The following is a 23161-nucleotide window of genomic DNA, read 5'->3' as shown; positions in this document are numbered from 1 at the left end:
CCATGGGAAAAGCCCTTATCATCGGCTGCGGCGGCGTGGCCGGCGTGGTCATCCACAAATGCTGCCAGAACAGCGACGTTTTTGAGGAAATCATGATCGCCTCGCGCACCAAATCCAAGTGCGACGCGATCAAGGAACAGCTTGAGGGGCGCACCCCCACCAAAATCCGCACCGCCAAGGTGGACGCGGACAACGTGGACGAGCTGTGCGCGCTGATCGACGAATACAAGCCGGACATCGTGATGAACATTGCCCTGCCCTATCAGGATTTGACCATCATGGACGCGTGCCTCAAGTGCGGCGTCAACTATATGGACACCGCCAACTACGAGCCGGAGGACACCGACGATCCCGCGTGGCGCGCGATCTACGAGAAGCGCTGCAGAGAGGCGGGCTTCACCGCCTATTTCGACTACTCCTGGCAGTGGGCGTACAAGGAGAAGTTCGAAAAGGCCGGCCTGACCGCGCTGTTAGGCTCGGGCTTCGACCCGGGCGTGACGCAGGCCTACTGCGCCTATGCTCAGAAGCACCTGTTCGACCAGATCGACACCATTGACATTCTGGACTGCAACGGCGGCGACCACGGCTACCCGTTCGCCACCAACTTCAATCCCGAGATCAACCTGCGCGAGGTTTCCGCGCCCGGCTCCTACTGGGAGGACGGCCACTGGGTCGAAATCCCCGCCATGTCCATCAAGCGCGAGTACGACTTCGACCAGGTCGGCCGCAAGGACATGTACCTGCTCCACCATGAGGAAATCGAGTCGCTGGCCAAAAACATCCCGAATGTCAAGCGCATCCGCTTTTTCATGACCTTCGGCCAGTCCTACCTGACCCACATGAAGTGCCTGGAGAACGTCGGCATGCTGTCCACCACACCGATCGAGTTCGAGGGGCATCAGATCGTGCCGATCCAGTTCCTCAAGGCGCTGCTGCCCGACCCTGCGACCCTCGGCCCGCGCACCAAGGGCAAGACCAACATCGGCTGCATCTTCACCGGCAAGAAGGACGGCAAGGAAAAGACCGCCTATATCTATAACGTGTGCGACCACGAGGCCTGCTACCGCGAGGTCGGCTCGCAGGCCATCAGCTACACCACCGGCGTGCCGGCCATGATCGGCGCGGCCATGCTGATGACCGGCAAGTGGTCCAAGCCCGGCGTATACACGGTCGAGGAGTTTGACCCCGACCCGTATATGGAGGCCCTGAACAAGTGGGGCCTGCCGTGGCAGGTAAACGGCAACCCCGTTTTGGTGGACTGACATGAGATTTACCGAACTGCCCACGCCCTGCTTCCTTGTGGATGAAAACCGGCTCGTGCAGAACCTTGCCGTGCTGCGCGACGTGGCCGACCGCACGGGCGCGAAGATCCTGCTCGCGCAGAAGGCATTTTCCATGTTTTCGGCGTACCCGCTGCTGCGCGAGTATCTCGCGGGTACGACCGCCTCCGGCCTGTTTGAAGCCCGCCTCGGCAGGGAGGAATTCGGCGGCGAAACGCACGTCTACTCCCCCGCCTACGCGGAGGGCGAATTTCAGGAGCTTTTGCAGTACGCCGACCATATTGTGTTCAACTCCTTCCACCAGTGGAAGGCTTACGGCAATTTAGCGCGCGCGGCGGGCAAAAGCTGCGGCCTGCGGCTCAACCCCGAATGCTCGACCCAGCCCGCGGCGCACGCGATGTACGACCCCTGCGGCCCGACCTCGCGGCTCGGCGTCACGCTGGAAAACTTCCAGCCCGAGCTGCTGGACGGCATCGAGGGCTTCCACTTCCACACCCTGTGTGAGCAGAACGCGGACGACCTCGTCCGCACGGTTGATGCGTTCGAGGAACGCTTCGGGAAATACATGGAGGGCATGAAGTGGCTCAACCTCGGTGGCGGCCACCATATTACGCGCGACGATTACGACGTGGAAACGCTCGTCCAGTGCGTCAACCGCCTGCGCGAAAAATACGGCGTGCAGATTTATCTGGAGCCGGGCGAAGCGGTGGTGCTGAATGCGGGCTGGCTGATCTCAACCGTGCTTGAGGTCATGCACAACCATGCCGAAATCGCAATACTGGATACCTCCGCGGCCTGCCACATGCCGGATGTGCTGGAAATGCCCTACCGCCCGCCGGTATGGCGTTCGGGCGAGCCGGGCAAAAAGGCGTTCACCTATCTGCTCACCGGCCGTTCCTGTCTGGCGGGCGATGTGATCGGCGAATACTCGTTCGATAACACGCTGCGCCCGGGCGACCAAGTGGTATTTGAGGATATGGCGCTGTACACGATGGTCAAAACCAACACTTTCAACGGTGTGCCGCTGCCGCTGATCGCCATGCGCCGCGCGGACGGCACGGACGAGGTAATACGGATGTTTGATTATGAGGATTTCAAGGGGCGCCTGTCATAAGGCTATACCGTCCAGATAGCTTTGCAGGATCAGGACGGCGGCGCGGTTCCAGCTAATGCCGTGCCGTACCGCGAGCTTTTCAATTTGGGCGGCATATTCTTTTCTGATATAGATGGTCCGGTATATGGATTCCTGCCGCTGCTTTTCCGAATAGGACGAAAAGATATCGGGTGTCCGTGGAGCTTCCAAATTGCGGCACCCCCTCTTGTTTTGGAATCTGATATAATTTTATCTCATATTGAGATAAATGTCAATATCTCATCACGAGATAAATTACATATGAAAGAAGTTTCTAAATGTATTTTTACCGAATTAAAGAATTGCGAAAAATCCGTAGCCTCACGCAAGACGAAATTGCAACATATTTAAATATATCGCAAAACACTTACAGCAATTATGAAAATGATGTAAGAAAAATTCCGCTTCCTATCCTAATCAAATTATCGCGGTTTTACCATGTCAATCTGGAATACCTGCTCGGTTTAACTGATTATTCCGAGCCGCTCCCTCCTGAATAACCAAAAAAAGAGCTGCCGCATGGCAGCTCTTTTTTTATGCTTTCGGGAAACGCAGGGTGATGGTTGTCCCCACACCCAGCGCGCTCTGCAGTTCAATTTTCGCATGGTGCAGCGCCGCGCCGTGCTTGACGATCGACAGCCCCAGGCCGGTGCCGCCGGTCATCTTGCTGTGGCTCTTGTCCACGCGGTAAAACCGCTCAAACACCCGCGCCTGGTCCGCGGGCGCAATGCCAATGCCGGTATCCGACACCCGAATAAAGGGCGCGCCGCCCTCCGCTCCGGCTTCTATCGTCACGCTGCCGCCCGCCCTGTTATACGCAACCGCGTTGTCCGCAAGGTTGAATACCATCTGTTCGAGCGTGCGGCGCTGCGCCTGCGCCGTGACCGGCTTCCCCGTCACGGCCAGCGTAACCTTGTGCGCCGCCGCCTTGTGCTGCAGCCGGTCGCGCACCGTGCCGCAGAGCGCCAGCAGCTCCACCGGCTCAAACGGGGCCGGCGCGCCGCCCTCGTCAAGCTGGGACAGGCGGATAATATCCTCGATCAGCGTCAGCAGGCGCACCGCCTCGGCGCGTATCTTGCCCGCAAAGGGCGCGACATCCTCCGGCTTGACGATGCCGTTCTCCATGATCTCCGCATAGCCCATGATGCTGGTCAGCGGGGTTTTCAGCTCATGCGACACGTTGGCGGTGAATTCCTGCCGCTGGCGCTCAGCCTGGTCGCGCTCGGTGCTGTCCACCACGAACAGCACCGCCGCATGGCTCTGCCCCTCCCCTGCGACCGAGCTGGCGGTCAGCGAGTACACGCGGCCGTCCTTTTCCATCCGCCCGTGCGCGCTCTCGCCGCCGAGCGCTTCCTCAACCACACGGACGTATTCCGGATCGCGGCACAGTGTCAGATAGCCGCCGGAGGCGCTGTCCTTGGGAAACAGGGCGCGCACCGCGCGGTTTGCGAACAGGATGTCGCCCATCGCGGAAAACAGCACCAGCCCCTCGTCCATGCGCGCCGTAACGTCGTCAAATTCGGCCTGCCGGCGCTTGAGTTCGGACATCTGCGCTTCTATCCTGCGGTTCTGCTTGGCCATGCGCTGCAGCAGGGGGGAAAGTTCGTCGTATGCGTCGTTCTTGAGCGGGTCGTGCAGGTCGAGCGCCACGATCGGCGCGAGGAACACATGAGTCAGCCAGCTTGCGAGCAACGCCGCCACCAGCAGCGCCAGCAGCACGATCAGCACGATCCACGGCGACGCCGCGGACAGCGCGCCGAACGCGCTGTCCGCAGTCGAGGCCACGCGCAGCACCGTGCCGTCCTGCAGGCGCTGCGCGTAATAATAGGTCTGTTGGGAGAGCGTGTCCGACAGGCGGCTGGACGCCCCGACGCCGTCCCGCAGGGCCTGTTCGATCTCCGGCCGCTCCCGATGGTTCTCCATGCTGTCCTCGTCGCCCTGGTTATCATAAAGCACCGCGCCGTCCGCGCTGACCAGCGTGATGCGGTCGGTATAGCTTTGGCCGATCTCCTCCAGCGCGGCGCGGTCCCCGCGCTCGGCAATGCGCGCGATGTAGCCGCACTCGCCCGCGAGCCGCTCGCGCGCGTTACCCGACAGGCCGGAATGCACCGCCGCCAGCAGCAGCGACGCGGTCAGCAGCAGCGTGACCAGCGCGGTCAGAAAAATGCTTCCAAAGACGCGCTTTCTCATCGGGTTTCCCCCATCCGGTAGCCCACGCCGCGCACGGTTTCGATCAGCGCGCCGCCCGCGCCCAGCTTCTGCCGCAGCGTCCGGATATGCACGTCTACCGTGCGCGTCTCGCTCTCATTCCCGTATCCCCAGATGTTTTCCAGCAGCACGTCGCGCGTCAGCACCGCGCCCTGGTTTTTCATCAGCAGGCAGAGGAGCTGGTATTCCTTCAGCGTAAGCTGCACCTCGTCCGCGCCTACATGGACGCTGTGCGCCCGCTCGTCCACGCAAATGCTCCCCGCCACCAGCGGACGGCCGCCGCCCTCGCCGGGCGGGCTGTCCTGGGTGCGGCGCAGCACCGCGCGGATGCGCGCGACCAGCTCCATCATGCCGAAGGGCTTGGCGACGTAGTCGTCCGCGCCGCTGTCCAGGCCAACCACCTTATCGTATTCGGTATTTTTCGCCGTAAGCAGGATTACGGGAAGCTTTGCGGTTTCCCGCACCGCCCGCAGGCGGCGCAGGATGGAGATGCCGTCCTCGCCGGGCAGCATGATGTCGAGCAGCAGCAGGTCGGGCTTCTGCTCCCGCAAAGCGGCGAACAGGGCTTCGCCATCGGCGAAGCCCCGCGCCTCCAGCCCCGTATTCTGCAGCGTATAGACGACCAGCTCCCGTATGCCGGCGTCGTCCTCCACGCAGTAAATCATGCGTTTCCTCCTTGTCGGCCGCGCCCGCGGCCGCATTTCCAACAGATTCTTGCGCCGGCAGACCTCAGTCGTGCGCGGACTTGTGCGCGCCGGTGATGGAGAATTCCACCCACTCGGCGATATTGGTCGCGTGGTCGCCGATACGCTCCAGATACTTGGCGATCATCAGGATATCGAGCACGCGCTCGCCCTCCTCCGGATTTTTGGCAATATCCGCGATCAGGTCCTGCTTGCACTGTGCGAACAGGTCGTCAACCACGTCGTCGTATTCTATCACGCTCCACGCCAGCGTCAGGTCGCGGCGCACGAACGCATCCAGGCTGTCCGTCACCATTTTGATGGTGGCCTGCGCCATCTGCTCGATATGCTCGTTATGGCTGCACGCACCGGACAGGTAGGTGACGATTTCGGCGATATCGCTCGCCTGGTCGCCGATGCGCTCGATATCCGTGATCATTTTCAGTACCGCGGAGATCAGGCGCAGGTCGCTTGCCACCGGCTGCTGCTGCAGCAGGAGCTTGAGGCACATGGATTCAATCTCGCGCTCCTTGCGGTCGATCTCCTGGTCAATGCGGATGGCGGAGGCGGCGAGCTTGGCGTCGCCCGTCAGCAGCGACTTGACCGCGCTGGCAATCGTGTTCTCGCACAGTGCCCCCATGGCGATCAGCTCGTTGTTCAGTTCGACGAGCTGTGTGTCGAAACGGTTTCTCATCAGCCGAACCTCCCCGTAATGTAGTCCTCGGTGCGCTTGTCCTTAGGCATGGAGAAAAGCTGCTCCGTGTCTCCGACCTCGACGATCTCGCCGAGCAGGAAAAACGCGGTCGTATCCGATACGCGGGTGGCCTGCTGCATATTATGCGTCACCATAACGATAGTATAATCCTTTTTCAGTTCCAATACAAGGTCCTCGATCTTGGAGGTGGAGATCGGATCGAGAGCGGAGGTCGGCTCGTCCATGAGCAGCACCTCCGGCTCCGCCGCGAGCGCGCGTGCAATACAGATGCGCTGTTGCTGGCCACCCGACATGGACAGCGCGGATTTCTTCAGGCAGTCCTTTGTCTCCTCCCAGATCGCGGCGCCGCGCAGCGAGCGCTCCACGATCTCGTCCAGCTGCACGCGGCTTTTGACGCCATGCGTGCGCGGGCCGTAGGCGATGTTGTCGTAAATGGACATGGGGAACGGGTTGGGTTTCTGGAACACCATGCCCACGCGCTTACGCAGCAGGTTCACATCGCAGTCGTGATAAATGTCCTCCCCGTCCAGGCGGATATCGCCTGTGATCCTGCAGCCCTCGACCAGATCGTTCATCCGGTTAAGCGAGCGGAGCAGCGTCGATTTGCCGCAGCCGGACGGGCCGATAAACGCCGTGATCTCATTGGACTTGATGTCTAGGTCAATATCATGCAGCGCATGGAAATCGCCGTAATGCAGATTCATGCCGCGTATTTCAATTTTATTTTCGCTCATGCTATCCTCCGATTACTTCTTGGTCAGCTTTTTTGCCACCAGCGCGGACAGGCTGTTCATCAGCAGCACAACCACCAGCAGCACGACCGCGGTCGCATAGGCCTCGTTCATGTGCAGTCCCTCGCCCGATAGGACGTACATATGGATTGCAAGCGTGCGTCCGGACTGCAGCAGGCCGGGGATCTGCGCCATCGTACCCGCGGTGAAAATGAGCGCCGCCGTTTCGCCCACGATGCGGCCGATCCCCAGGATAACGCCCGACAGGATGCCGGGCATGGCGCTCGGCAGCACGATGCGGAACACTGTGCGCAGCCGTCCGGCGCCCAGGCCGAACGAACCTTCGCGGAAGGAATCCGGTACGGCCATCAGCGCTTCCTCCGCGGTGCGCATAATGAGCGGCAGGATCATGATGGCCAGCGTCATCGCGCCCGCGAGCAGCGAGTAGCCCCAGTGCAGGTAAGTGACGAAAAACAGCATGCCAAACAGGCCGTACACGATGGACGGGATGCCGGAAAGCGTTTCGGTCGTGATGCGGATGACGTTTACCAGTTTGTTGCCGCGCTTTGCGTATTCGTTTAGGTAAATCGCCGTAAACAGGCCGAACGGCACTGCGATCAGCAGCGCGAGCAGCGTGATCTCCACCGTTGTAATCATGGCCGGCACCATGGAAACGTTGTCCGAATTATAGGTCCATGCGAACAGGGAGGGCTTGAGGTTCGGGATGCCCCTCCACAGGATATAGGCGATCAGGAACAGCAGCATGGCGAACGTAATCACCGCCGCGCCGTATACCAGCCCTTTCTGCACCGCTGCCCTGCCCCTGCCATACACACGCTCCGGCTGCGGCTTGCTCTTTACGGCCGGCTTGGCGGCCGTTTTCACGGTAGTCATGTGTCCTTCCTCCTTTTCAGTACAGAGAACGCCAGATTAATCAGCAGGATAAACACGAACAGCACAACGCCGGTCGCAATCAGCGCCTCGCGGTGCAGGCCGCTCGCGTAGCCCATTTCCATGACGATATTCGCGGTCATCGTGCGGATGCCCTTGAGGAAATCGCCGGTCAGACGCGGCTGATTGCCCGCCACCATGATAACCGCCATGGTTTCGCCGATCGCGCGGCCGACGCCCAGCACAATACCGGCCAGCACGCCGGATTTTGCTGCTGGCAGCATGACCGAGAATACCGCCCGCTCATGCCGCGCGCCCATGGCGACCGCGCCCTCGTAATACGAGCTGGGTACCGCGCGCAGCGCGGCCTCGGACACGCCGATGATGGTGGGCAGGATCATGATGCCGAGCAGGATGGACGCCGACAGGATGGTCGAGCCGGAGGAGATCTTCGAGCCGAACAGCTTCGCCACCTCCAGCACAGTCGGCACGATGACCACCATGCCGAAAAAGCCATATACGATGGAGGGGATGCCGGCCAGCAGCTCGGTGCAGGGCTTGAGGATACCGTAGATGCGCTTCGGGCAGTAGAACGCCATGAAAATAGCGGTCAGCAGGCCGATCGGCACGCCAATGATGATCGCGCCCGCCGTGATGTAAATGCTGCCGACAATCATCGGCAGGATTCCGTAAATATCGTTGCCCGGCTTCCAAGTCGTCCCTGTCAGGAAGTCCAGCAGGCCAATCTCCTTGATGGCCGGAATGCCGTTGGCAAACAGGAATATACAGATCAGGGCGACTGCCAGGATGGAGGCCAGCGCGCAGAGGAAGAACACGCCGTGCATCACTGTTTCGCGCAGGTTCGCGCCGCCCTTCCGGCGGATTGCAGATTCGTTCATGTTTTCACCCCATAGACAGTGGGAAAGGGCGAAACGGATTTCGCCCTGTTTTCCCTTGTTTGGTTATCTTTTACGCCGCGACTTCGGACCAGTCGGTGATCTCGCCGGTGTAAATGCCCTTGATCTGATCCATGGTCAGGTCTTCCACCGTATTCGCCGGATTTACCACCACGGCGATACCGTCCAGCGCGATTGCCGTGCCAGTCAGTTCCGCAGTCTCCTCGTCCTTCAGCTCGCGGGACGCCATGCCGATGGCAAACGTGCCGTCAATCGCGCCGGTCATGCCGGAGGTGGAGTCCGAGGTCTGCAGCTCGATCTGCGCGTTCGGGTTGAGCGCCTTATACGCTTCGATCAGCTTTTCCATGACCGGAGAAACCGAGGACGAGCCGCCGACCGCGATCTGGCCGGAGGAACCGTCCGAAGTGAACGCCGCGGCCGCGTCGTCGATCTTAATGTAGCCCTCTTCCTCAACGATGGCCTGGCCCTCCGCACTCATGATGAAGTTGATAAAATCCTTGGCAACGCCGGTCGGCTCGCCCTTGGTTGCGATGTTGAACGGACGGGACAGGGTGTAATCGCCGCTCTTGACGTTTTCCACCGTGGCTTCCACGCCGTCCACCTGAACCGCCTTAACGGTTTCGTTCAGCGCACCGAGCGAAACATAGCCGATCGCACTCTCGTTGCCGGCAACGCTCGTCAGTACAACGTCGGTCTTGTTGGCGATCTCCGCCTCGGCGGTTGTGTTATCGACCTTCTCGCCGGCATCATTCTTTTCCTCCACGCCGGTCAGCTCAACGAACGCGCCGCGCGTGCCAGAGCCATCCTCGCGGGAAATCACGGTGATCGCGCCGGATACGCCGGACGCCTCGCCGCCGTTGTCCGCCTGGGCCGCGCCGTCCGCGCCGTAGGAATCGTTGCTGCCACCGCAGCCTGCCAGAGCGCCGCACAGCATCAGGCCGACGAGCAACAGGGATATACTCTTTTTCATAACTGCTATTTCTCCTTTTGTTTTTGTTCTGGTTTTTGGTACAAGACCATATTAAAAAAGTTATGTTAAATCCAAAAGACAAGGTTTGTAAAATCCGCGTAAAGTGAAAATCCTTGTGTAAAGTGTGCAAAAAAGGACGGTGAAACGCCTGTTTCGCCGTCCTTTTCACTTGTTTCCACCCGCACGCCGCTATATTTTGCACTGTGGATATATTTTCCCTTTTCCTCAATAAAACAGCGGACCGCCGAAAAGCGGTCCGCTGTTTGTCACGTCCCGACCCGTTTCCTCCGGAAATATCCCAGGTACAGGATCGCCGCCGCCAGCGACCAGAAATAGGCCATCATGTACGGCACCTCAAAAATATTTTCAAAATAACAGTGCGTCAGAACCCCGCACATGCCTGCGAACATGGATACCACCAGCACCCGCGTCCGGTCGGTTTCATTGAACTTTGTGCGGCCGATCGCGCGCAGGCTCCACAGAATCATACCGATCAGCAGGATAATAAAGAAGATCAGCCCCAGATACCCCATTTCAACCAGCGTTTTGAGGTAATAGTTGTCCATATAGAAGTAAGAGAACGTGTCCGATTCCTCAATGATCTTGTTCTGCATCGCAACCGCGCCGCCAAACCGTCCCAGGCCAAAGCCCAGCAGCGGGTTGGATTCCTGCAGCAGGTCGAGTCCGGTCTCCCAGCGCACCATACGACCCGCGCGCTGGCTGGCCTCCATATAATCCGCAGTAAACAGATAGGTGATGCGGCTGGCAATAGAGGGGATCGCAAGCAGCGCACCTGCACCCGCTACGCCCATCAGCGCGATCAGGCGGCGGTCCAGAAATACCGCGAATACGAGCACCGCCACCGCAAGGCCGCCCCACGCGCCCTTGGAAAAGGTGAAGATGATGGACAGGCACATCATGCCGGTCGTGCCGATTGCCAGCGCCTTGACCCATGGCTTTTTGCTGTAATAGGCGATGCCCGCCACCAGCGGCGCGAACAGCACCAACAGACTGCCCATGATGTTCGGGCTGCCCGTGATCGAATAGACGCGCGTGCGCACACCCTCTTCGGTCTGCGACACCCAGGACGCCGGTATCGGTGCGGCAACGATATACTGGTAGATGCCGTGCAGCGCGATCACGACCGCCATCGCCACCAGCGCGCCGTAAAAAAGCGCGAAGTCGCGGTCGTCTTCAATCAGGCGCGTAACCAGAAAGAACCAGAACAGGTATTGCACGACCGCACGGTATCCGTCCAGCGCGATCGAGGGATAGGGCGACACCGCGCACATCAGGAAAAAGCCCACGCCGATAAACAGCAGCAGGTAGGCGTCCACTGGCGTGGCGCGCGAGGCAAGCGGCGCGCGGCGCATCGCCGTGTGCCACAGCAGATAGCCTGCCGCCGCGAGCATCAGACATTCGTCCCAAATCGAAGCGAGCAGCGGGATATTGATATAGCCCGGCAGCACCGACCGCAGGAAATAGTCGATTGGCAGATACAGCGCCAGGCAAATCAGCAGCAGGCCGCGCATGCCGACAAAGCGAAACGCTTTTCCCACAACGCCGCCCGAAGCCGCCCGCGCGATCGGATTCCAGACCGCAAGGCACAGCCGGTAGACCAGGCTTTGCGCGGCCGCGTCGCCCAGACGCTCGACCACGCGCCGCAGCGCCGCGAGCAGACGCGCATAGCCGCTGTTCGCCGCCGTACAGCTTGGCGCGCTGCAAAAGCCTTCCCACATCCGCCGGAAGCGCGAATTCGGGTACGCCGCGCGGATCTTCCCGAAAAAGCCCGCGATCGCACCCTCATGGTACCATTCGCGCAGGCGGAGCAGCGCCCGCGCCAGCAGACTGTTTTGTAAAATCGCTTTCATAGGCTTATTCCGCGTCCGCCGCGATATCGACCGAGTCGATGTTGCCGGTCGTCTCAAAATCGTTGGTCTTTACGATAAAGGTGCGGCCCGCGCGCACCTCCTGCGTGCCAATCGACGGGGAGGCGGTCCCCTCGGGTACGGTCGTCTCGATCGTGAACACCAGGTCGCGCTTATCCGGATCGCGCGTGGTGACAATGCGGCCGTCTGCCGTGGTCACCTGCTGGTCGTACGGCTCGATCTGCATATCCGTGATGACCGCGCTGGTGTACGAATTACCGCTGACAATCTGCTTGCCGACCTGGCTGTTACGCTCAACCTCCTCAACAAGGAACGGCGTCGCGCCGCGCACACGCACGATCATGGTCATATCGACCTGCTTCGCCGCCGCTTCCGCAATCTGCGGTGCAAACAGCTTGTAGCCCACGCCCGCTGCCACGGCGATCACTGCCAGCAGAACCAGCAGGTCAACGACGTTGATCACGCCAAACAGCTTCCCTTTTTCGTTAATCAGCTTCATATGTTTCCTCCGTTGGTATGTTTTCGATACAATTTACTGCATCATTATACCACAGCGGCACGGGGCGGACAAGCACTTTATCCCAGCAGCGCCCGCAGCCAGTCCACGACCCCCCAGCGGAATTCGAGCGCGCCGTCGTCCCCGTCCTCCTGCCGGGCGACGGTTTCGCTGCCCGCGATCGAAAACGCCGTACACCACCAGGCCCCGCGCGGCGCATCCGGCCAGAATGCGCCGGAAAACAGCACGCAGGCCGCGGCCAGCAGCGCCGCCAGCGTTTCCCTGCCCTGTTTTTTCATAATAAAACCGCCTCCCGTCATCTGGTGTTCCCAGTATGTCCGGCAGGCGGCGTGGTTATACCGTCTCGGTCAAAAATGTATCCGCAAAGCGCCGGCCGAGCATCTTCGCAGCGGTTTTTGCGCGCCCCTCGTCGGAAAACAGCCCGTAAACCGTCGGACCGGAGCCGCTCATCAGCGTCCCGTTCGCCCCATTTTCCGCAAGGAACTCCTTGATTTCACCGATCTGGCGGCGTTTTGCCGCTGTGACCAGTTCCATCACGTTGGACAGCCGCCTGCACACGCCGGCAAAGTCGCCCCTGTCCAGCGCCTTGAGCATGCCCGCCGTATCCGGCCGCTGCCGGATATCAACCGCATCGATCGCCTGATACACCTCTTTGGTAGAAACCGCGAACGGCGGCTTGCACAGCACAACCCAGCAATGGGGCATGTCCGGAAGCGCGCTCAGCTCCTCCCCAATGCCCTCGGCCAGCATAGTGCCGCCGCGCAGGCAGAACGGCACGTCCGCGCCCAGCTTCAGCCCCATCGCGCACAGCTCTTCGTCGGTCAGCCCCGCCGCGTGCAGCGAAGCGAGCGCGCGCAGCACAGCCGCCGCGTCGGCCGAGCCGCCGGCCAGCCCCGCCGCCACCGGAATGCGCTTTTCAATGTGGATTTCGCAGGTCTCCAGCAGGATACCGGTCGATTCGTAGAACAACTCCGCCGCCCGATACGCCAGGTTGCGCTCGTCCACCGGCAGGTAGGGCAGGTTGCAGCGCACCACGATGCCGCGCGGCTTTTTTTCCCCGTGCGTCACCGTGACCCGCACCTCGTCGTGCAGGGCGACCGACTGCATCACCATTTTGACCGTATGGTAGCCGTCCTCCCGTTTACCGGTCACGTCCAGCGTCAGGTTGATCTTGGCCCGCGCGTATACCGTGGTTTCCGTGTTTGTGATCTCTTGTTTTTTTCCAAAAAGCATGTTTTCTCCCAGCTTATGTCATATTATAGTTGCACCTGTTCGGGCCTGCGCCCCCGAAACACGGTCACGGAGGTAAAGCCTGCGTCACGCGCGTTCCGCACGCAGTCGGCAACGCCGCGCCCGACCGTGTCCAGCGTATGCGAGTCCGAGCCGATCGAGATGCGTTCGCCGCCCAGCCGCCGGTATTCATACAGGATGTTCTGCGGCGGGCCGACCTTTTTCTGCCAGCTCCCCAGCCCCGCCGCGTTCAGCTCGAACGCATAGCCATGCGAGATGCAGGAGCGCAGAACATCCTCCACCCGATCCATGTACTGATCGAACGAGGGGATATACTCCCCATGGCGCATGACGCGCAGCGGATAATCGATATGCGCCAGCACATCAAACCCGCCATGCTCGGACACCCTGAGCAGCTCGCTGAAATAATCCTTGAGGAACGCATCGCAGTCCATGCGCGCAAAATCATGGAAATAAATATCCAGATCGTTCGGCATGACGTGCAGCGAGCCGATCACCATGTCGAGCGCGTGCGATCGGAGGAACGCGTCCGCCGAGGGATCCGCATAGATCTGCCCGACTTCGATGCCGACCAGCACCTCGAGCTTGCCTGCAAATGTCTGCTTTGCCGCCCGAATGTCGCGCAGGCAGGCCTCCACATCGCGGTTTTCCGACGGGCCGCGGCGGTGGTAATATTCCAGGTGGTCCGTGATGCCGATGATCTCCAGCCCCGCGTCCAGACAGGCCTGCGCCTTCTGCAGCGGCGTTTGTGCCTGCGCCGCGTCCACCGAGTACTCCGTGTGCATATGCAAATCTACACGCATGGTTTTCCTCCTATACCAAGACAAAATTCAGCGCGAGCTGGACAAAGCACGCGACGATTGCCAGCGTCATGCCGGCGTTCCCAAACACCGCGCGCATCGAGGGCGCGCAGGGGCCGTGCGCCCATGCCTGCCGTTTCCAGCCGCGCGCCAGCAGAATGACGCCGGCGATTGTCAGCACCAGCCAGCTCAGGCCGTACAGCACCAGCAGTCCCAGGCTGTCCGGTAGCAGCAACGGGACGCCCGAACCATACAGGTTGAACAGCATGTGCAGCGCAACCGGTACCCTCAGCCGTCCGGACCGGAAATACGCATAAGCGAGCAGCAGGCCAAGCGCAAACGCATAAAAGAACTGCCCCAGATTGGCATGGTACAGCCCGAACAGCAGCGCGGACACAAATGCGGCCGGCTTCTCGCCGTACCGCGCGAGCCGCCCCGCCAGCAGACCGCGGAACAGCAGCTCCTCGCACACTGGGCCGATCAGACACGCCCCCACCAGCACGACCGTGGTCGGGTACAGGCTGAATGCCTCGCTCACCAGATCGACCGGCGCGCGGCCGGACAGCCGGTAGGCCAGGTCGTTGAGCGACGAACCCAGCAGCGAGCAGAGCCACATCAGCGCCGCGCCGATCACGAACCACCGTCCCATCCGGCGCGCGCCGACGGGCACGGGTGCCAGCGGCGTGCGGGGTACGCTGCGGCAAAGCGCGAACGCCGCGGGCAGGGACACGAGATAATGCCCCACCAGCGCGAGCAGGTAGTACAGCCCGTAAGGCATCACGACACCAAGCCCCCAGGCGAGCGCCTGGTCGGCAAACGCCAGCGCGAACTGCCACACGGCCGCCCAGACCACGACCGCCAGCAGCGCCCAGCCGAGCCGCGCACAGTACTTTTTTTCCTGATTTTGCTCCATATGCCCTCCCTCATGGCAAAAAAACAGGGCAAAGCCATCGCCCCGCCCTGTTTTATGCCGATCTTAGTGGTTCGCTTCGTTTACCAGCCGCTCGGTGTCCTTTGCGATCATGAGTTCCTCGTTGGTGGGGATGACCAGCACGCGCACGCGCGCCCAGTCGATGGAAATATCCATCTGGCGGCCGCGGTATTTGTTCTTCTCCGGATCGATCTTGATGCCGAGGTACTCCATGTGCTCGCACACGTCCCAGCGGACCGAGCGGTCGTTTTCGCCCACGCCCGCGGTGAAGATGATCGCGTCCACGCCGCCCATTTCCGCAATATAGGAGCCGATGATCTTCTTGACCGAAAGGTTGAACATATCCTTGGCCAGCGCCGCGCGGGAATTGCCCTCCTCTACCGCCGCGTCCAGATCGCGGAAGTCGGACGATACGCCCGAAATGCCCAGCATACCGGACTTTTTGTTCAGGATGTTGATGACCTCATGCGCGGACAGCTTTTCATGCTCGGACAGAAACTCGATGATTGCGGGGTCGATGTTGCCTGCACGGGTACCCATCGGCAGGCCGTCCAGCGGCGTGAAGCCCATCGAGGTATCGTAGCTCTTGCCGCGGTTGATCGCGCAGATCGACGAACCGTTGCCCAAGTGGCAGGTGATCAGGCGCAGCTCCTCCATCGGGCGTCCGAGCATTTCCGCAGCCTGCTGGGAAACGTACTTGTGGCTCGTGCCGTGGAAGCCGTAGCGGCGGATCTTATACTTCTCATAATATTCATAGGGGATCGCATACATGTAATGCGACTGCGGCATGGTCTGATGGAACGCGGTGTCGAACACGGCGACCATCGGCACATCCGGCCCCATGACCTCGCGGCATGCCTGAATGCCGATCAGGTTGGGCGGGTTGTGGAGCGGCGCGAGCGGCACGCAGTCCTCAATCGCCTTGAGTACCTTTTCCGTGATAATCACGCTGTCCGAGAAGAACTCGCCGCCATGCACCACGCGGTGACCGACCGCGTCGATCTCGCTCATCGAGGCGATCACGCCCTTTTCCGAATCGAGCAGAATATCGATGACCGCCTTGATCGCCTCGGAATGGGTCGCCATCGGCGTTTCGATGCGGTATTTCTCCTCGGATTTATTTCCCGTATGCGTCAGCACACCGTCGATACCGATGCGCTCGCAAAGGCCCTTTGCCATGACCGCGTTCTGCGCAGTGTCGAGCAACTGATACTTCAGCGAGGAACTGCCGGCGTTGATGACCAGAACTTTCATTTGCCATTACTCCCTTAAGTTTTTTAGCGGCTTGCACAAACCCGCATTAATCGATATAATGATTCTACAAGCCTATTCTACACGATTTCTTACAATTGTACAAGCCATAATTTGCACAGGATGTACCAAACTTTGTATTATTTTCAGGAGATTTCTATGACTGTTTGCGGCATCGTCGCGGAATACAACCCGTTCCACACCGGCCACGCGCACCATATCGCCCAAACGCAACGCGCGCTCGGCGGGGAGGCGGCCATCGTGTGCGCGATGAGCGGCAACTTCGTCCAGCGTGGGGACTTCGCCGTGCTGGACAAATACGCGCGTGCCGAGATGGCGGTGCGCGGCGGAGCGGACCTGGTGGTTGAGCTTCCCCTCGCAGCGGCGCTCTCCTCGGCAGAGGGCTTTGCGCGCGGCGCCATCGGCGTACTGCGGGCGCTTGGCTGCAACGTGGTGTCGTTCGGCGCGGAAACGCCGGATACCGCACTGATCGAGCGGGCGGCGCGGGCACTCGACGCGCTCCCTCCCACGGGCGGCGGCGCTTCCCCGCTGTCTTACGCGGCGCGGCGGCAGGACGAGCTGCGCCGGCTGGATGAGCGGGCCGCTGCCCTGCTGGATACGCCCAACAATACGCTCGCGATCGAATACTGCCGTGCCATGCTTCCCTATGGCATGAGCCCGCTCGCGGTGGCGCGGCGCGGCGCGGCGCACGATGCGGACGCGCCCTGCGCGGGCTTCGCTTCCGCCAGCCTGCTGCGTGCGCAGCTCCGCGCGGGCGAAACCGCCCGCTGCGCGCCCTATCTGCCGTTGGACACGCTGGCGATATGGCAGCGTGCGGTACGGGCCGGCGCTGCGCCGGTCAATCTGCCGGAGGATATGCTACTCGCCCTGCTGCGCGCGGCGCTGTTCTCAGGGCGGCTGTCCACTGGGGCGGACGACGGCTTTGATGAGCGCCTGCAAAGGGCGGTCTATGCGGCGGTTTCGTTCACCGACGCGGTCGAACAGGCCCGCACGCGCCGCTTCCCCGCCGCCAGGGTGCGGCGCGCCCTGCTGCGCACGGCGATCGGGCTGCCCGCGGACGCGCCCGTCCGGCCGCAGTACCTGCGCGTCCTCGCCCTCGGACCGAAGGGCCGCGGGCTGCTCCGCGGCCTGCCTGACCGCCCGCCGGTCATCATCCGGCCGGTTTCGGAAAAGCGCCTGCCCGCGGCGCTGCAGCCCGCGCTGACGCTCGACTGCTTCGCGGACGACCTGTACGCCCTCGCCTGCCCTTCCCCCGCCCTGCGCGCGGGCGGCTCCCATTACCGCAGGACGCCGTTTATCCTCAGCCCGCCGCCATCGCACGACAGCGGGCATTGACTTTATCCCGCGTATGCTTTACAATTTAGTTTAGTAAAGCAAAAGAGGTTTTAGGTTATGATCGGGCTGGGTACCATTATCAACTGTATCGCTATCGCCGCCGGCTCCTCCCTCGGCGTTTTCCTCAAGGGCGGCCTGCCACGCCGGTTTGAAACCACTATCATGCAGGCGCTCGGCCTGTGTACGTTTTTCATCGGCATCGGCGGCGCGGTGAGCGGCCTGCTGACCATTGCGGACGGTTCGATCGCTACCCAGCACACCATGCTGCTGGTGCTGAGCATGGTGCTGGGCGCACTGATCGGCGAGGCGCTCGATATCGAAACGCGGCTCAACGGCTTTGGCGCCTGGTGCCAGGCCCGCTTCGCGGGCGGCGGCGAGGACGGAAAGTTCGTCGAGGGCTTTGTCGCCTCCTCCCTGCTGTTCTGCGTGGGCGCAATGGCGATTGTCGGCGCGCTGGAGGACGGGCTGAACGGCGACCCCTCCATCCTAATCGCCAAGGCCGTGCTGGACGGCGTGGCCGCCATCGTATTCGCGGCCTCGCTTGGCAAAGGCGTTTACCTGTCCGTGCTGCCGCTGCTGGTATACGAGGGCGGCATCACCCTGCTCGCCCGTTTCATCCGCCCCTGGCTGACCGACGCGCTCATCAGCCAGATGTCCTGCATCGGTTCGGTGCTTATCTTTGCCATTGGCTTCAACCTGATGTTCGATAAAAAGGTCAAGGTCGGCAACCTGCTGCCCGCCATCTTCCTGCCGGCCGTGTTTTTCCTGCTTTCCCGTTTCTTCCCCGCGCTGGGTACGCTGTAGACATGCGCCCAGCCCGCGCGGGAAAAATTTTTGTGATATCCGCCCCCGTCCAAGGGTATTATCTATGAAAGGCCTTTCAAATCTTGCAGCAGGGAGGTTGCAGCTTGGACGAGGCACAGTTTGAGGACATCGCAAAGCGGTACAGGGACCGTCTGTTCGCAATTGCATTCCAGTATACCAAAAGCGCGGCTGACGCGGACGACATGGCGCAGATCGCGCTGATCAAATGCTACCACGCGGAAAAGCCCTTTGAAAATGAGCAGCACATCCGCAACTGGCTGATCCGCGTGACCGTGAACGAGTGCAAGCGCTACCTGGTATCCCCCTGGCGGCGGTATACCGCGCCGATCGAGGACTACGCGGAGACGCTCGGCTTTGAAACGCCGGAGCAGTCCTCGCTTTTCCTGGCGGTCATGGCGCTGCCGCAGAAATACCGCGTCCCCATCCACCTGTATTACTACGAGGATTATTCGGTGCGCGAGGTCGCGCAGATCCTCGGCCTGCGGGAAAGCGCCGTGCAGACCCGCCTGCTGCGGGCGAGACAGAAGCTCAAACAAACGCTGGAGGGTTTTCGTGATGAAGGAACTTTATAAGCAGACATTTTCCCATCTGCATGCCTCCGGCAACGCTTTTCAGGAGGCTGGACAGATGAAAACAGGACGTATCCGCAAAAGTCTGGTGATCGGCGCGGCGGCAGCGGCGCTTATGGCAACGGCGGCCAGCGCGGCCAACGCCGCGACAGACGGCGCTTTTTTCGCGCACATTCTCAGCTTTACCATCCCTGGTGGAGTGGATAATGTAAGCTACAACGACGATGGCACGATCACATTTCAGGTCGAGGACGGCGCCTACTATACTGTGACGGGAAACAAAGATACCGATCACGCAGAGCTGTATTTCGAGGACGCAACAGAGGATGAAATCGCCGCGGCAGAAAAAAACAGAAGCAGATCTGCAGAATAGTCTGAAAAGGAAGCTGGGAAACCGGCTTCCTTTTTGTTACTGCCGCAGCATGATTTTGTCACAAAGCCGCCTGCCAGTGTGTATTCCGTATGAAAGGAGTTGACAGACCATGTACGATTGGAACGATGAAGCGGACGCGGAGCGCTTTGTCCGCACCTATGCCGACCTGATTCTCCGCCTGTGCCTGTCGCACGGTCTCAGCAGGGCGGACGCACAGGACATCTGCCAGGAGCTGTTCCTCAAGCTGCTTGCCGCACAGCGCACCTTCACCAGCGAGGAGCACGAAAAGGCCTGGGTGATCCGCGCGGCGGGCAACGCCTGCAAAAACCTGCTGCGCGCCCCGTACCACAGCCGGCGGGCCTTGCTGGAACAGGCGCATACGGTCGCTGCACCGGAAGCCTCGGACCATGCCATACTGGAAGCCATACGCGCCCTGCCGCACCGGTACCGAGACGCCGTCGCCCTCTGCTGCTGGGAGGGCTACTCGGCCGAGGAAGCCGCCCGTCTGCTCGGTATCTCCCCCGACGCAGTGCGCAAACGCCTGGAGCGGGCGCGCGGCATGCTGAAAAACGACCTGAAAGGAGCTTTCATATGAGCGAGAACCCCATGATGTTTACCGAAACCGAAAAGCAGGCGTTGGCCGTCCGGCTGCGGCAGGCGGCCCGCATGAAACGCCGCGCGGGAAAGCGCCATCTCCCCCGCCGCCTGATTGCCGTATGCGCCGCGGCCGTGCTGATGGTTGCGGCTGCGGGAGCGGCCAGCGGCCGGCTGTTCCGCACGCCGCTGTACGATCAGGCCGGCGCGTCCCTAGCCATCAGCGGCCAGCCGCTCCCCAGCGAGGCGCGCATGGTGCTGCATGCGGACGGTTCCGCGACCATTACGGTCAGCGGCGCGGAGGGCGAAGCCCCCACCGTGATCACCGCCCCGCCCGCGACCACCGAGGCCCTGCTGAGCGGCGAAACGGACGCGGGCTTCACTGTCACTCGTCTGGACGGCATGCCCTACGCGCTGTCTGTGGAGGAGGGACGGCTATGGCTGTTCGTCAACGAGCGTATCCCGCTGGACGTGACCGACCGGATCGGCGCTGGCTACACCTTCCGTTACACGGATGAGAACGGTTTGCAGCAAAGCGCGACCATCTCCGGCACGGTCGAGGACTATACGGTGGAATAAAAAAACGGTGCAGGCACGGATGCCTGCACCGTTTTTCCTCAATAGACGTACTCGAACTCCAGGTCCCCGATGACGACAAAATCGCCCTCCTGCACGCCCATTTCCTCCAGCTTTTCGTATACGCCCGCGCTTTTGAGCATGCGGTCCATATACTGGCGGGATTCGTAGTCGTCTACATTGACCGAGCCCATTATCTTATCTACCCATGCGCCCGAAACAACATAGTAGTCCTCCACCTTTTCCACCGTCCAGTCGCGCGTTCCTCCTGTATCCTCCACAGCCTCGACGAATTCCGGCTCGTAGATGAACACCGGCGGCAGCTCCTGCAGCGCGTTCCACGTCATGCGCATCAGCTCGGCTACGCCCTGATTTGTCGCCGCGGACAGCTCGGCAAACTGAAAGCCGTGCTCGTCCGCATAGGCTTTAAGCGCTTCGACCGGCGCGCGGTCTTCGCCCAGCAGGTCCACCTTGTTGGCGACAATGATCTGCGGCCGCGCGGCGAGGAATTCGCTGTATCCGGCCAGCTCAGCGTTGATCTTCTCGATATCCTCCAGCGGATCGCGCCCCTCGCTGCCCGCCGCGTCCACCAGATGCAGCAGCAGGCGGCAGCGGTCGATATGGCGCAGGAAATCATGCCCCAGTCCCGCGCCCTCGCTCGCGCCCTCGATAATGCCCGGGATATCCGCCATAACAAACGACTGCTCCTCCCCCACCGAGACCACGCCCAGGTTGGGAACCAGCGTCGTAAAATGGTAATTGGCGATCTTGGGCCGCGCCGCCGAAACCATGCTCAGCAGCGTGGATTTGCCCACGTTCGGGAAGCCGACCAGCCCCACGTCGGCCAGCAGCTTAAGCTCCAGGATGATGTCCCGCTCCACGCCCGGTTGCCCGGGCTTGGCAAAGCGCGGCGCCTGTCGGGTCGGGGTTGCGAAATGCGTGTTGCCCCAGCCGCCGTTGCCGCCCTTGGCCGCCACGAACGGCTCGTCGTCCGACAGGTCGCGGATCACCTGTCCGGTCTTCTGGTCGCGGATGATGGTGCCGCGCGGCACGCGGATGACAAGATCCGCCCCGTCCTTGCCCTTGCAGCGCTTGCTGCCGCCGTTTTCCCCCGCCGCGGCAACGTATTTCTTTTTATAGCGGAAATCCAGCAGGGTGGAGAGGTTGTCGTCCACCTGGAAAATGACCGAACCGCCGCGTCCACCGTCTCCGCCGTCCGGTCCGCCGGAGGCGACGTACTTTTCCCGATGGAATCCCACCTTGCCGTCCCCGCCCTTGCCGGACACAATTTTGATCTTTGCAATATCAATAAACATGGGAAGCTCCTCCTTTCTTCTTTGTTTACAGGAACGGCGCCCATTTCTCCGCTAGCCCCGAAGCATTGTCCCGCCAATACAGCAACCGTTCCATATATTCCTGTTTCCGCGCCCCACCGGCCCGCGGCAATGTGCCGGCCCGTGCTCCAGCACGATCGCGGTCAGCTCATACACAGGAAGGCCGGCCGCAGGTCCTGCAAGAGCAGACTTTCCCGCGTAAACAATATCCGGTTCCCATGCCGGAGCTTGCGCTCCGCCTCTGTCAGCCAGTCCATGCGTCCTCCGTCCGCTTCATGGGGCATTATAACAAAATCCCAGACGAACGTCTGGGATTTCATCGTTTTTTCTTACTGCGGGTAAACGGAAACCTGCTTGCGGTCCTTACCCAAGCGCTCGAAACGAACAACGCCCTCAACCTTGGCGAACAGGGTGTCGTCCTTGCCGCGGCCGACGTTCAGGCCCGGATGGATCTTCGTGCCGCGCTGACGGACAAGGATGTTGCCCGCCGGAACGGTCTGACCGTCCGCACGCTTGACGCCCAAGCGCTTGGCCTCGGAATCACGGCCGTTCTTGGTCGAACCTACGCCCTTTTTATGCGCGAAAAACTGTAAGCTAATCTTCAGCATTTGCGTACACCTCCATTACGTTCAAAAAATCGGAATAATTCTGCTCCAGCTCGGTAAAATGCAGCTTGAGCGCCTTGAGCGCGTCCTGTCCCCGCAGCAGGCCGCCGCCCTGCGGCAGCGTGATGCGGATATGGGCGCCGTCATCCTCGACCAGTGTGTCGATCGGGATACCCTGCACGTCAAGCAGCAGCGCATGGGTCAGCATGACCGCGCTGGATACCGCCGCACAAACGATGTCCTCCCCTTCCTCCGCGTAGCCCGCGTGGCCGAGGATGTCCACCGAAAGGAGCTTGCCCCCCTGCGACGAAAACGTGACCTTTGTCACCGCCTTACGCCTTGATGGACGCGATAGTCACCTTGGTGTACGGCTGGCGATGGCCCTGACGCTTGCGGTAACCCTTCTTGGGCTTCATCTTGAAGATGTTGATCTTCTTGCCCTTGCCGGTCTTTTCGACCGTGCCGGTCACGGCTGCGCCGGAAACGTAAGGAGCGCCGACGGTGATGGAATCGCCCTCGCCTACGGCCAGAACCTCGTCAAAAGTAACGGTCGCGCCGTCCTCTACGCCGAGCTTCTCGACGTAGATCACGTCGCCCTCAGATACCTTGTACTGCTTGCCGCCAGTTTTCAGAATGGCATACATGTGGTTTTCCCTCTCTTTCGTTGTAGAGTCACGCTTGGCACGGCGGCGGCCCGTTTTGGGACGCGCTTAACAGAAGCCAATGCACAATGCGGCTTTTAGTAGCATAACACAAGCGGGGG

Annotated in this window: 28 protein-coding genes; 9 read left to right on the top strand and 19 right to left on the bottom strand. The window is 61.1% G+C overall.

Features of this window, described 5'->3' with window-relative positions; translation table 11 throughout:
• The first annotated feature begins 2 nt into the window (after window positions 1-2).
• The gene (locus OCV66_RS03830) at window positions 3-1262 is read left to right on the top strand and encodes a saccharopine dehydrogenase family protein (RefSeq protein ID WP_054327446.1); all 1260 of its coding nucleotides are present in this window, start codon (window positions 3-5) and stop codon (window positions 1260-1262) included.
• 1 nt (window position 1263) lies between these two features.
• Window positions 1264-2394: a carboxynorspermidine decarboxylase gene (gene nspC / locus OCV66_RS03825; RefSeq protein ID WP_054327445.1), complete on the top strand. Its 1131-nt coding sequence runs from the start codon at window positions 1264-1266 to the stop codon at window positions 2392-2394.
• On the opposite strand, the gene OCV66_RS03820 is transcribed toward nspC, so the two are convergent.
• A complete protein-coding gene (locus OCV66_RS03820) occupies window positions 2389-2583 on the bottom strand; it encodes a hypothetical protein (RefSeq protein WP_054327444.1) in 195 nt (64 codons plus the stop codon). The genes nspC and OCV66_RS03820 overlap by 6 nt on opposite strands.
• Before the next feature lie 107 nt (window positions 2584-2690).
• Between OCV66_RS03820 and OCV66_RS03815 the strand changes: the two genes are divergently transcribed.
• Window positions 2691-2912, top strand: a complete 222-nt coding sequence (locus OCV66_RS03815) for a helix-turn-helix domain-containing protein (RefSeq protein WP_082397158.1) — start codon at window positions 2691-2693, stop codon at window positions 2910-2912.
• 34 nt (window positions 2913-2946) lie between these two features.
• On the opposite strand, the gene OCV66_RS03810 is transcribed toward OCV66_RS03815, so the two are convergent.
• The 14 genes from OCV66_RS03810 to OCV66_RS03745 form a co-directional block, all read right to left on the bottom strand.
• On the bottom strand, window positions 2947-4602 hold the full coding sequence (locus tag OCV66_RS03810; RefSeq protein ID WP_054327443.1) for a sensor histidine kinase: 1656 nt from the start codon (window positions 4600-4602) through the stop codon (window positions 2947-2949).
• Window positions 4599-5285, bottom strand: a complete 687-nt coding sequence (locus OCV66_RS03805) for a response regulator transcription factor (RefSeq protein ID WP_054327442.1) — start codon at window positions 5283-5285, stop codon at window positions 4599-4601. Before OCV66_RS03805 ends, OCV66_RS03810 begins: the two co-directional genes overlap by 4 nt.
• Window positions 5286-5349: 64 nt before the next feature.
• Window positions 5350-5997, bottom strand: a complete 648-nt coding sequence (gene phoU, locus OCV66_RS03800) for a phosphate signaling complex protein PhoU (protein ID WP_054327441.1) — start codon at window positions 5995-5997, stop codon at window positions 5350-5352.
• On the bottom strand, window positions 5997-6752 hold the full coding sequence (pstB, locus tag OCV66_RS03795) for a phosphate ABC transporter ATP-binding protein PstB (RefSeq protein ID WP_107631515.1): 756 nt from the start codon (window positions 6750-6752) through the stop codon (window positions 5997-5999). Before pstB ends, phoU begins: the two co-directional genes overlap by 1 nt.
• Before the next feature lie 12 nt (window positions 6753-6764).
• Window positions 6765-7643 carry a phosphate ABC transporter permease PstA gene (gene pstA, locus OCV66_RS03790; protein WP_054327440.1) on the bottom strand — a complete coding sequence of 293 codons (879 nt, stop codon included), beginning with the start codon at window positions 7641-7643 and terminating at the stop codon, window positions 6765-6767.
• Window positions 7640-8539 carry a phosphate ABC transporter permease subunit PstC gene (pstC, locus tag OCV66_RS03785; RefSeq protein ID WP_054327439.1) on the bottom strand — a complete coding sequence of 300 codons (900 nt, stop codon included), beginning with the start codon at window positions 8537-8539 and terminating at the stop codon, window positions 7640-7642. Before pstC ends, pstA begins: the two co-directional genes overlap by 4 nt.
• A 70-nt stretch (window positions 8540-8609) precedes the next feature.
• Window positions 8610-9527 carry a substrate-binding domain-containing protein gene (locus OCV66_RS03780; protein WP_054327438.1) on the bottom strand — a complete coding sequence of 306 codons (918 nt, stop codon included), beginning with the start codon at window positions 9525-9527 and terminating at the stop codon, window positions 8610-8612.
• 266 nt (window positions 9528-9793) lie between these two features.
• Complete coding sequence (locus OCV66_RS03775; RefSeq protein WP_054327437.1) at window positions 9794-11398, bottom strand: O-antigen ligase family protein; 1605 nt, start codon at window positions 11396-11398, stop codon at window positions 9794-9796.
• Between the two features lie 4 nt (window positions 11399-11402).
• Entirely contained in the window at window positions 11403-11915 is a 513-nt protein-coding gene (locus tag OCV66_RS03770; protein WP_054327436.1) for a DUF4330 domain-containing protein, read from the bottom strand.
• 77 nt (window positions 11916-11992) lie between these two features.
• Window positions 11993-12211 carry a hypothetical protein gene (locus OCV66_RS03765; RefSeq protein ID WP_054327435.1) on the bottom strand — a complete coding sequence of 73 codons (219 nt, stop codon included), beginning with the start codon at window positions 12209-12211 and terminating at the stop codon, window positions 11993-11995.
• 55 nt (window positions 12212-12266) lie between these two features.
• Window positions 12267-13166 (bottom strand): 4-(cytidine 5'-diphospho)-2-C-methyl-D-erythritol kinase, encoded by a 900-nt coding sequence (gene ispE / locus OCV66_RS03760; protein ID WP_147573807.1) that lies wholly within the window; start codon window positions 13164-13166, stop codon window positions 12267-12269.
• Window positions 13167-13189: 23 nt separating this feature from the next.
• Entirely contained in the window at window positions 13190-13987 is a 798-nt protein-coding gene (locus OCV66_RS03755) for a histidinol-phosphatase HisJ family protein (RefSeq protein WP_054327433.1), read from the bottom strand.
• A 10-nt stretch (window positions 13988-13997) separates the two neighbouring features.
• Complete coding sequence (locus OCV66_RS03750) at window positions 13998-14897, bottom strand: type II CAAX endopeptidase family protein (protein ID WP_147573806.1); 900 nt, start codon at window positions 14895-14897, stop codon at window positions 13998-14000.
• Window positions 14898-14960: 63 nt separating this feature from the next.
• Window positions 14961-16169, bottom strand: a complete 1209-nt coding sequence (locus OCV66_RS03745; protein WP_054327431.1) for an acetate/propionate family kinase — start codon at window positions 16167-16169, stop codon at window positions 14961-14963.
• A 156-nt stretch (window positions 16170-16325) separates the two neighbouring features.
• Here OCV66_RS03745 and OCV66_RS03740 point away from each other — a divergent pair, with 156 nt between their 5' ends.
• The 6 genes from OCV66_RS03740 (at window position 16326) to OCV66_RS03715 (ending at window position 20462) form a co-directional block, all read left to right on the top strand.
• Window positions 16326-17522 carry a tRNA(Met) cytidine acetate ligase gene (locus tag OCV66_RS03740; protein ID WP_186949541.1) on the top strand — a complete coding sequence of 399 codons (1197 nt, stop codon included), beginning with the start codon at window positions 16326-16328 and terminating at the stop codon, window positions 17520-17522.
• A gap of 57 nt (window positions 17523-17579) precedes the next feature.
• Window positions 17580-18326, top strand: coding sequence for a DUF554 domain-containing protein (locus OCV66_RS03735; protein WP_054327429.1), 747 nt, complete (start codon window positions 17580-17582; stop codon window positions 18324-18326).
• Between the two features lie 104 nt (window positions 18327-18430).
• Entirely contained in the window at window positions 18431-18919 is a 489-nt protein-coding gene (locus tag OCV66_RS03730) for a sigma-70 family RNA polymerase sigma factor (protein WP_054327428.1), read from the top strand.
• Window positions 18903-19289, top strand: a complete 387-nt coding sequence (locus tag OCV66_RS03725) for a hypothetical protein (RefSeq protein WP_054327427.1) — start codon at window positions 18903-18905, stop codon at window positions 19287-19289. The genes OCV66_RS03730 and OCV66_RS03725 overlap by 17 nt, the downstream gene beginning before the upstream one ends.
• Window positions 19290-19398: 109 nt before the next feature.
• Window positions 19399-19884, top strand: a complete 486-nt coding sequence (locus OCV66_RS03720; RefSeq protein ID WP_147573804.1) for an RNA polymerase sigma factor — start codon at window positions 19399-19401, stop codon at window positions 19882-19884.
• On the top strand, window positions 19881-20462 hold the full coding sequence (locus OCV66_RS03715) for a hypothetical protein (protein ID WP_147573803.1): 582 nt from the start codon (window positions 19881-19883) through the stop codon (window positions 20460-20462). The genes OCV66_RS03720 and OCV66_RS03715 overlap by 4 nt, the downstream gene beginning before the upstream one ends.
• A gap of 38 nt (window positions 20463-20500) precedes the next feature.
• Here the strand turns inward: OCV66_RS03715 and obgE are convergent, their stop codons facing one another.
• The 4 genes from obgE to rplU form a co-directional block, all read right to left on the bottom strand.
• Window positions 20501-21775: a GTPase ObgE gene (gene obgE / locus OCV66_RS03710; RefSeq protein WP_147573802.1), complete on the bottom strand. Its 1275-nt coding sequence runs from the start codon at window positions 21773-21775 to the stop codon at window positions 20501-20503.
• 347 nt (window positions 21776-22122) lie between these two features.
• On the bottom strand, window positions 22123-22401 hold the full coding sequence (gene rpmA / locus OCV66_RS03705) for a 50S ribosomal protein L27 (protein ID WP_031476960.1): 279 nt from the start codon (window positions 22399-22401) through the stop codon (window positions 22123-22125).
• Window positions 22388-22726 (bottom strand): ribosomal-processing cysteine protease Prp, encoded by a 339-nt coding sequence (locus OCV66_RS03700; protein ID WP_147573801.1) that lies wholly within the window; start codon window positions 22724-22726, stop codon window positions 22388-22390. Before OCV66_RS03700 ends, rpmA begins: the two co-directional genes overlap by 14 nt.
• Before the next feature lie 4 nt (window positions 22727-22730).
• Window positions 22731-23042 carry a 50S ribosomal protein L21 gene (gene rplU, locus OCV66_RS03695; protein WP_054327423.1) on the bottom strand — a complete coding sequence of 104 codons (312 nt, stop codon included), beginning with the start codon at window positions 23040-23042 and terminating at the stop codon, window positions 22731-22733.
• Window positions 23043-23161: the final 119 nt, after the last annotated feature.

Origin of the sequence: Agathobaculum ammoniilyticum (genome assembly GCF_025567315.1) — a bacterium.
In the GTDB taxonomy this organism is placed as follows: Bacteria; Bacillota; Clostridia; order Oscillospirales; family Butyricicoccaceae; genus Agathobaculum; species Agathobaculum ammoniilyticum.
The sequence above is the reverse complement of the archived record's forward strand: the minus strand, read 5'-3'. Positions and strand labels throughout refer to the sequence as shown.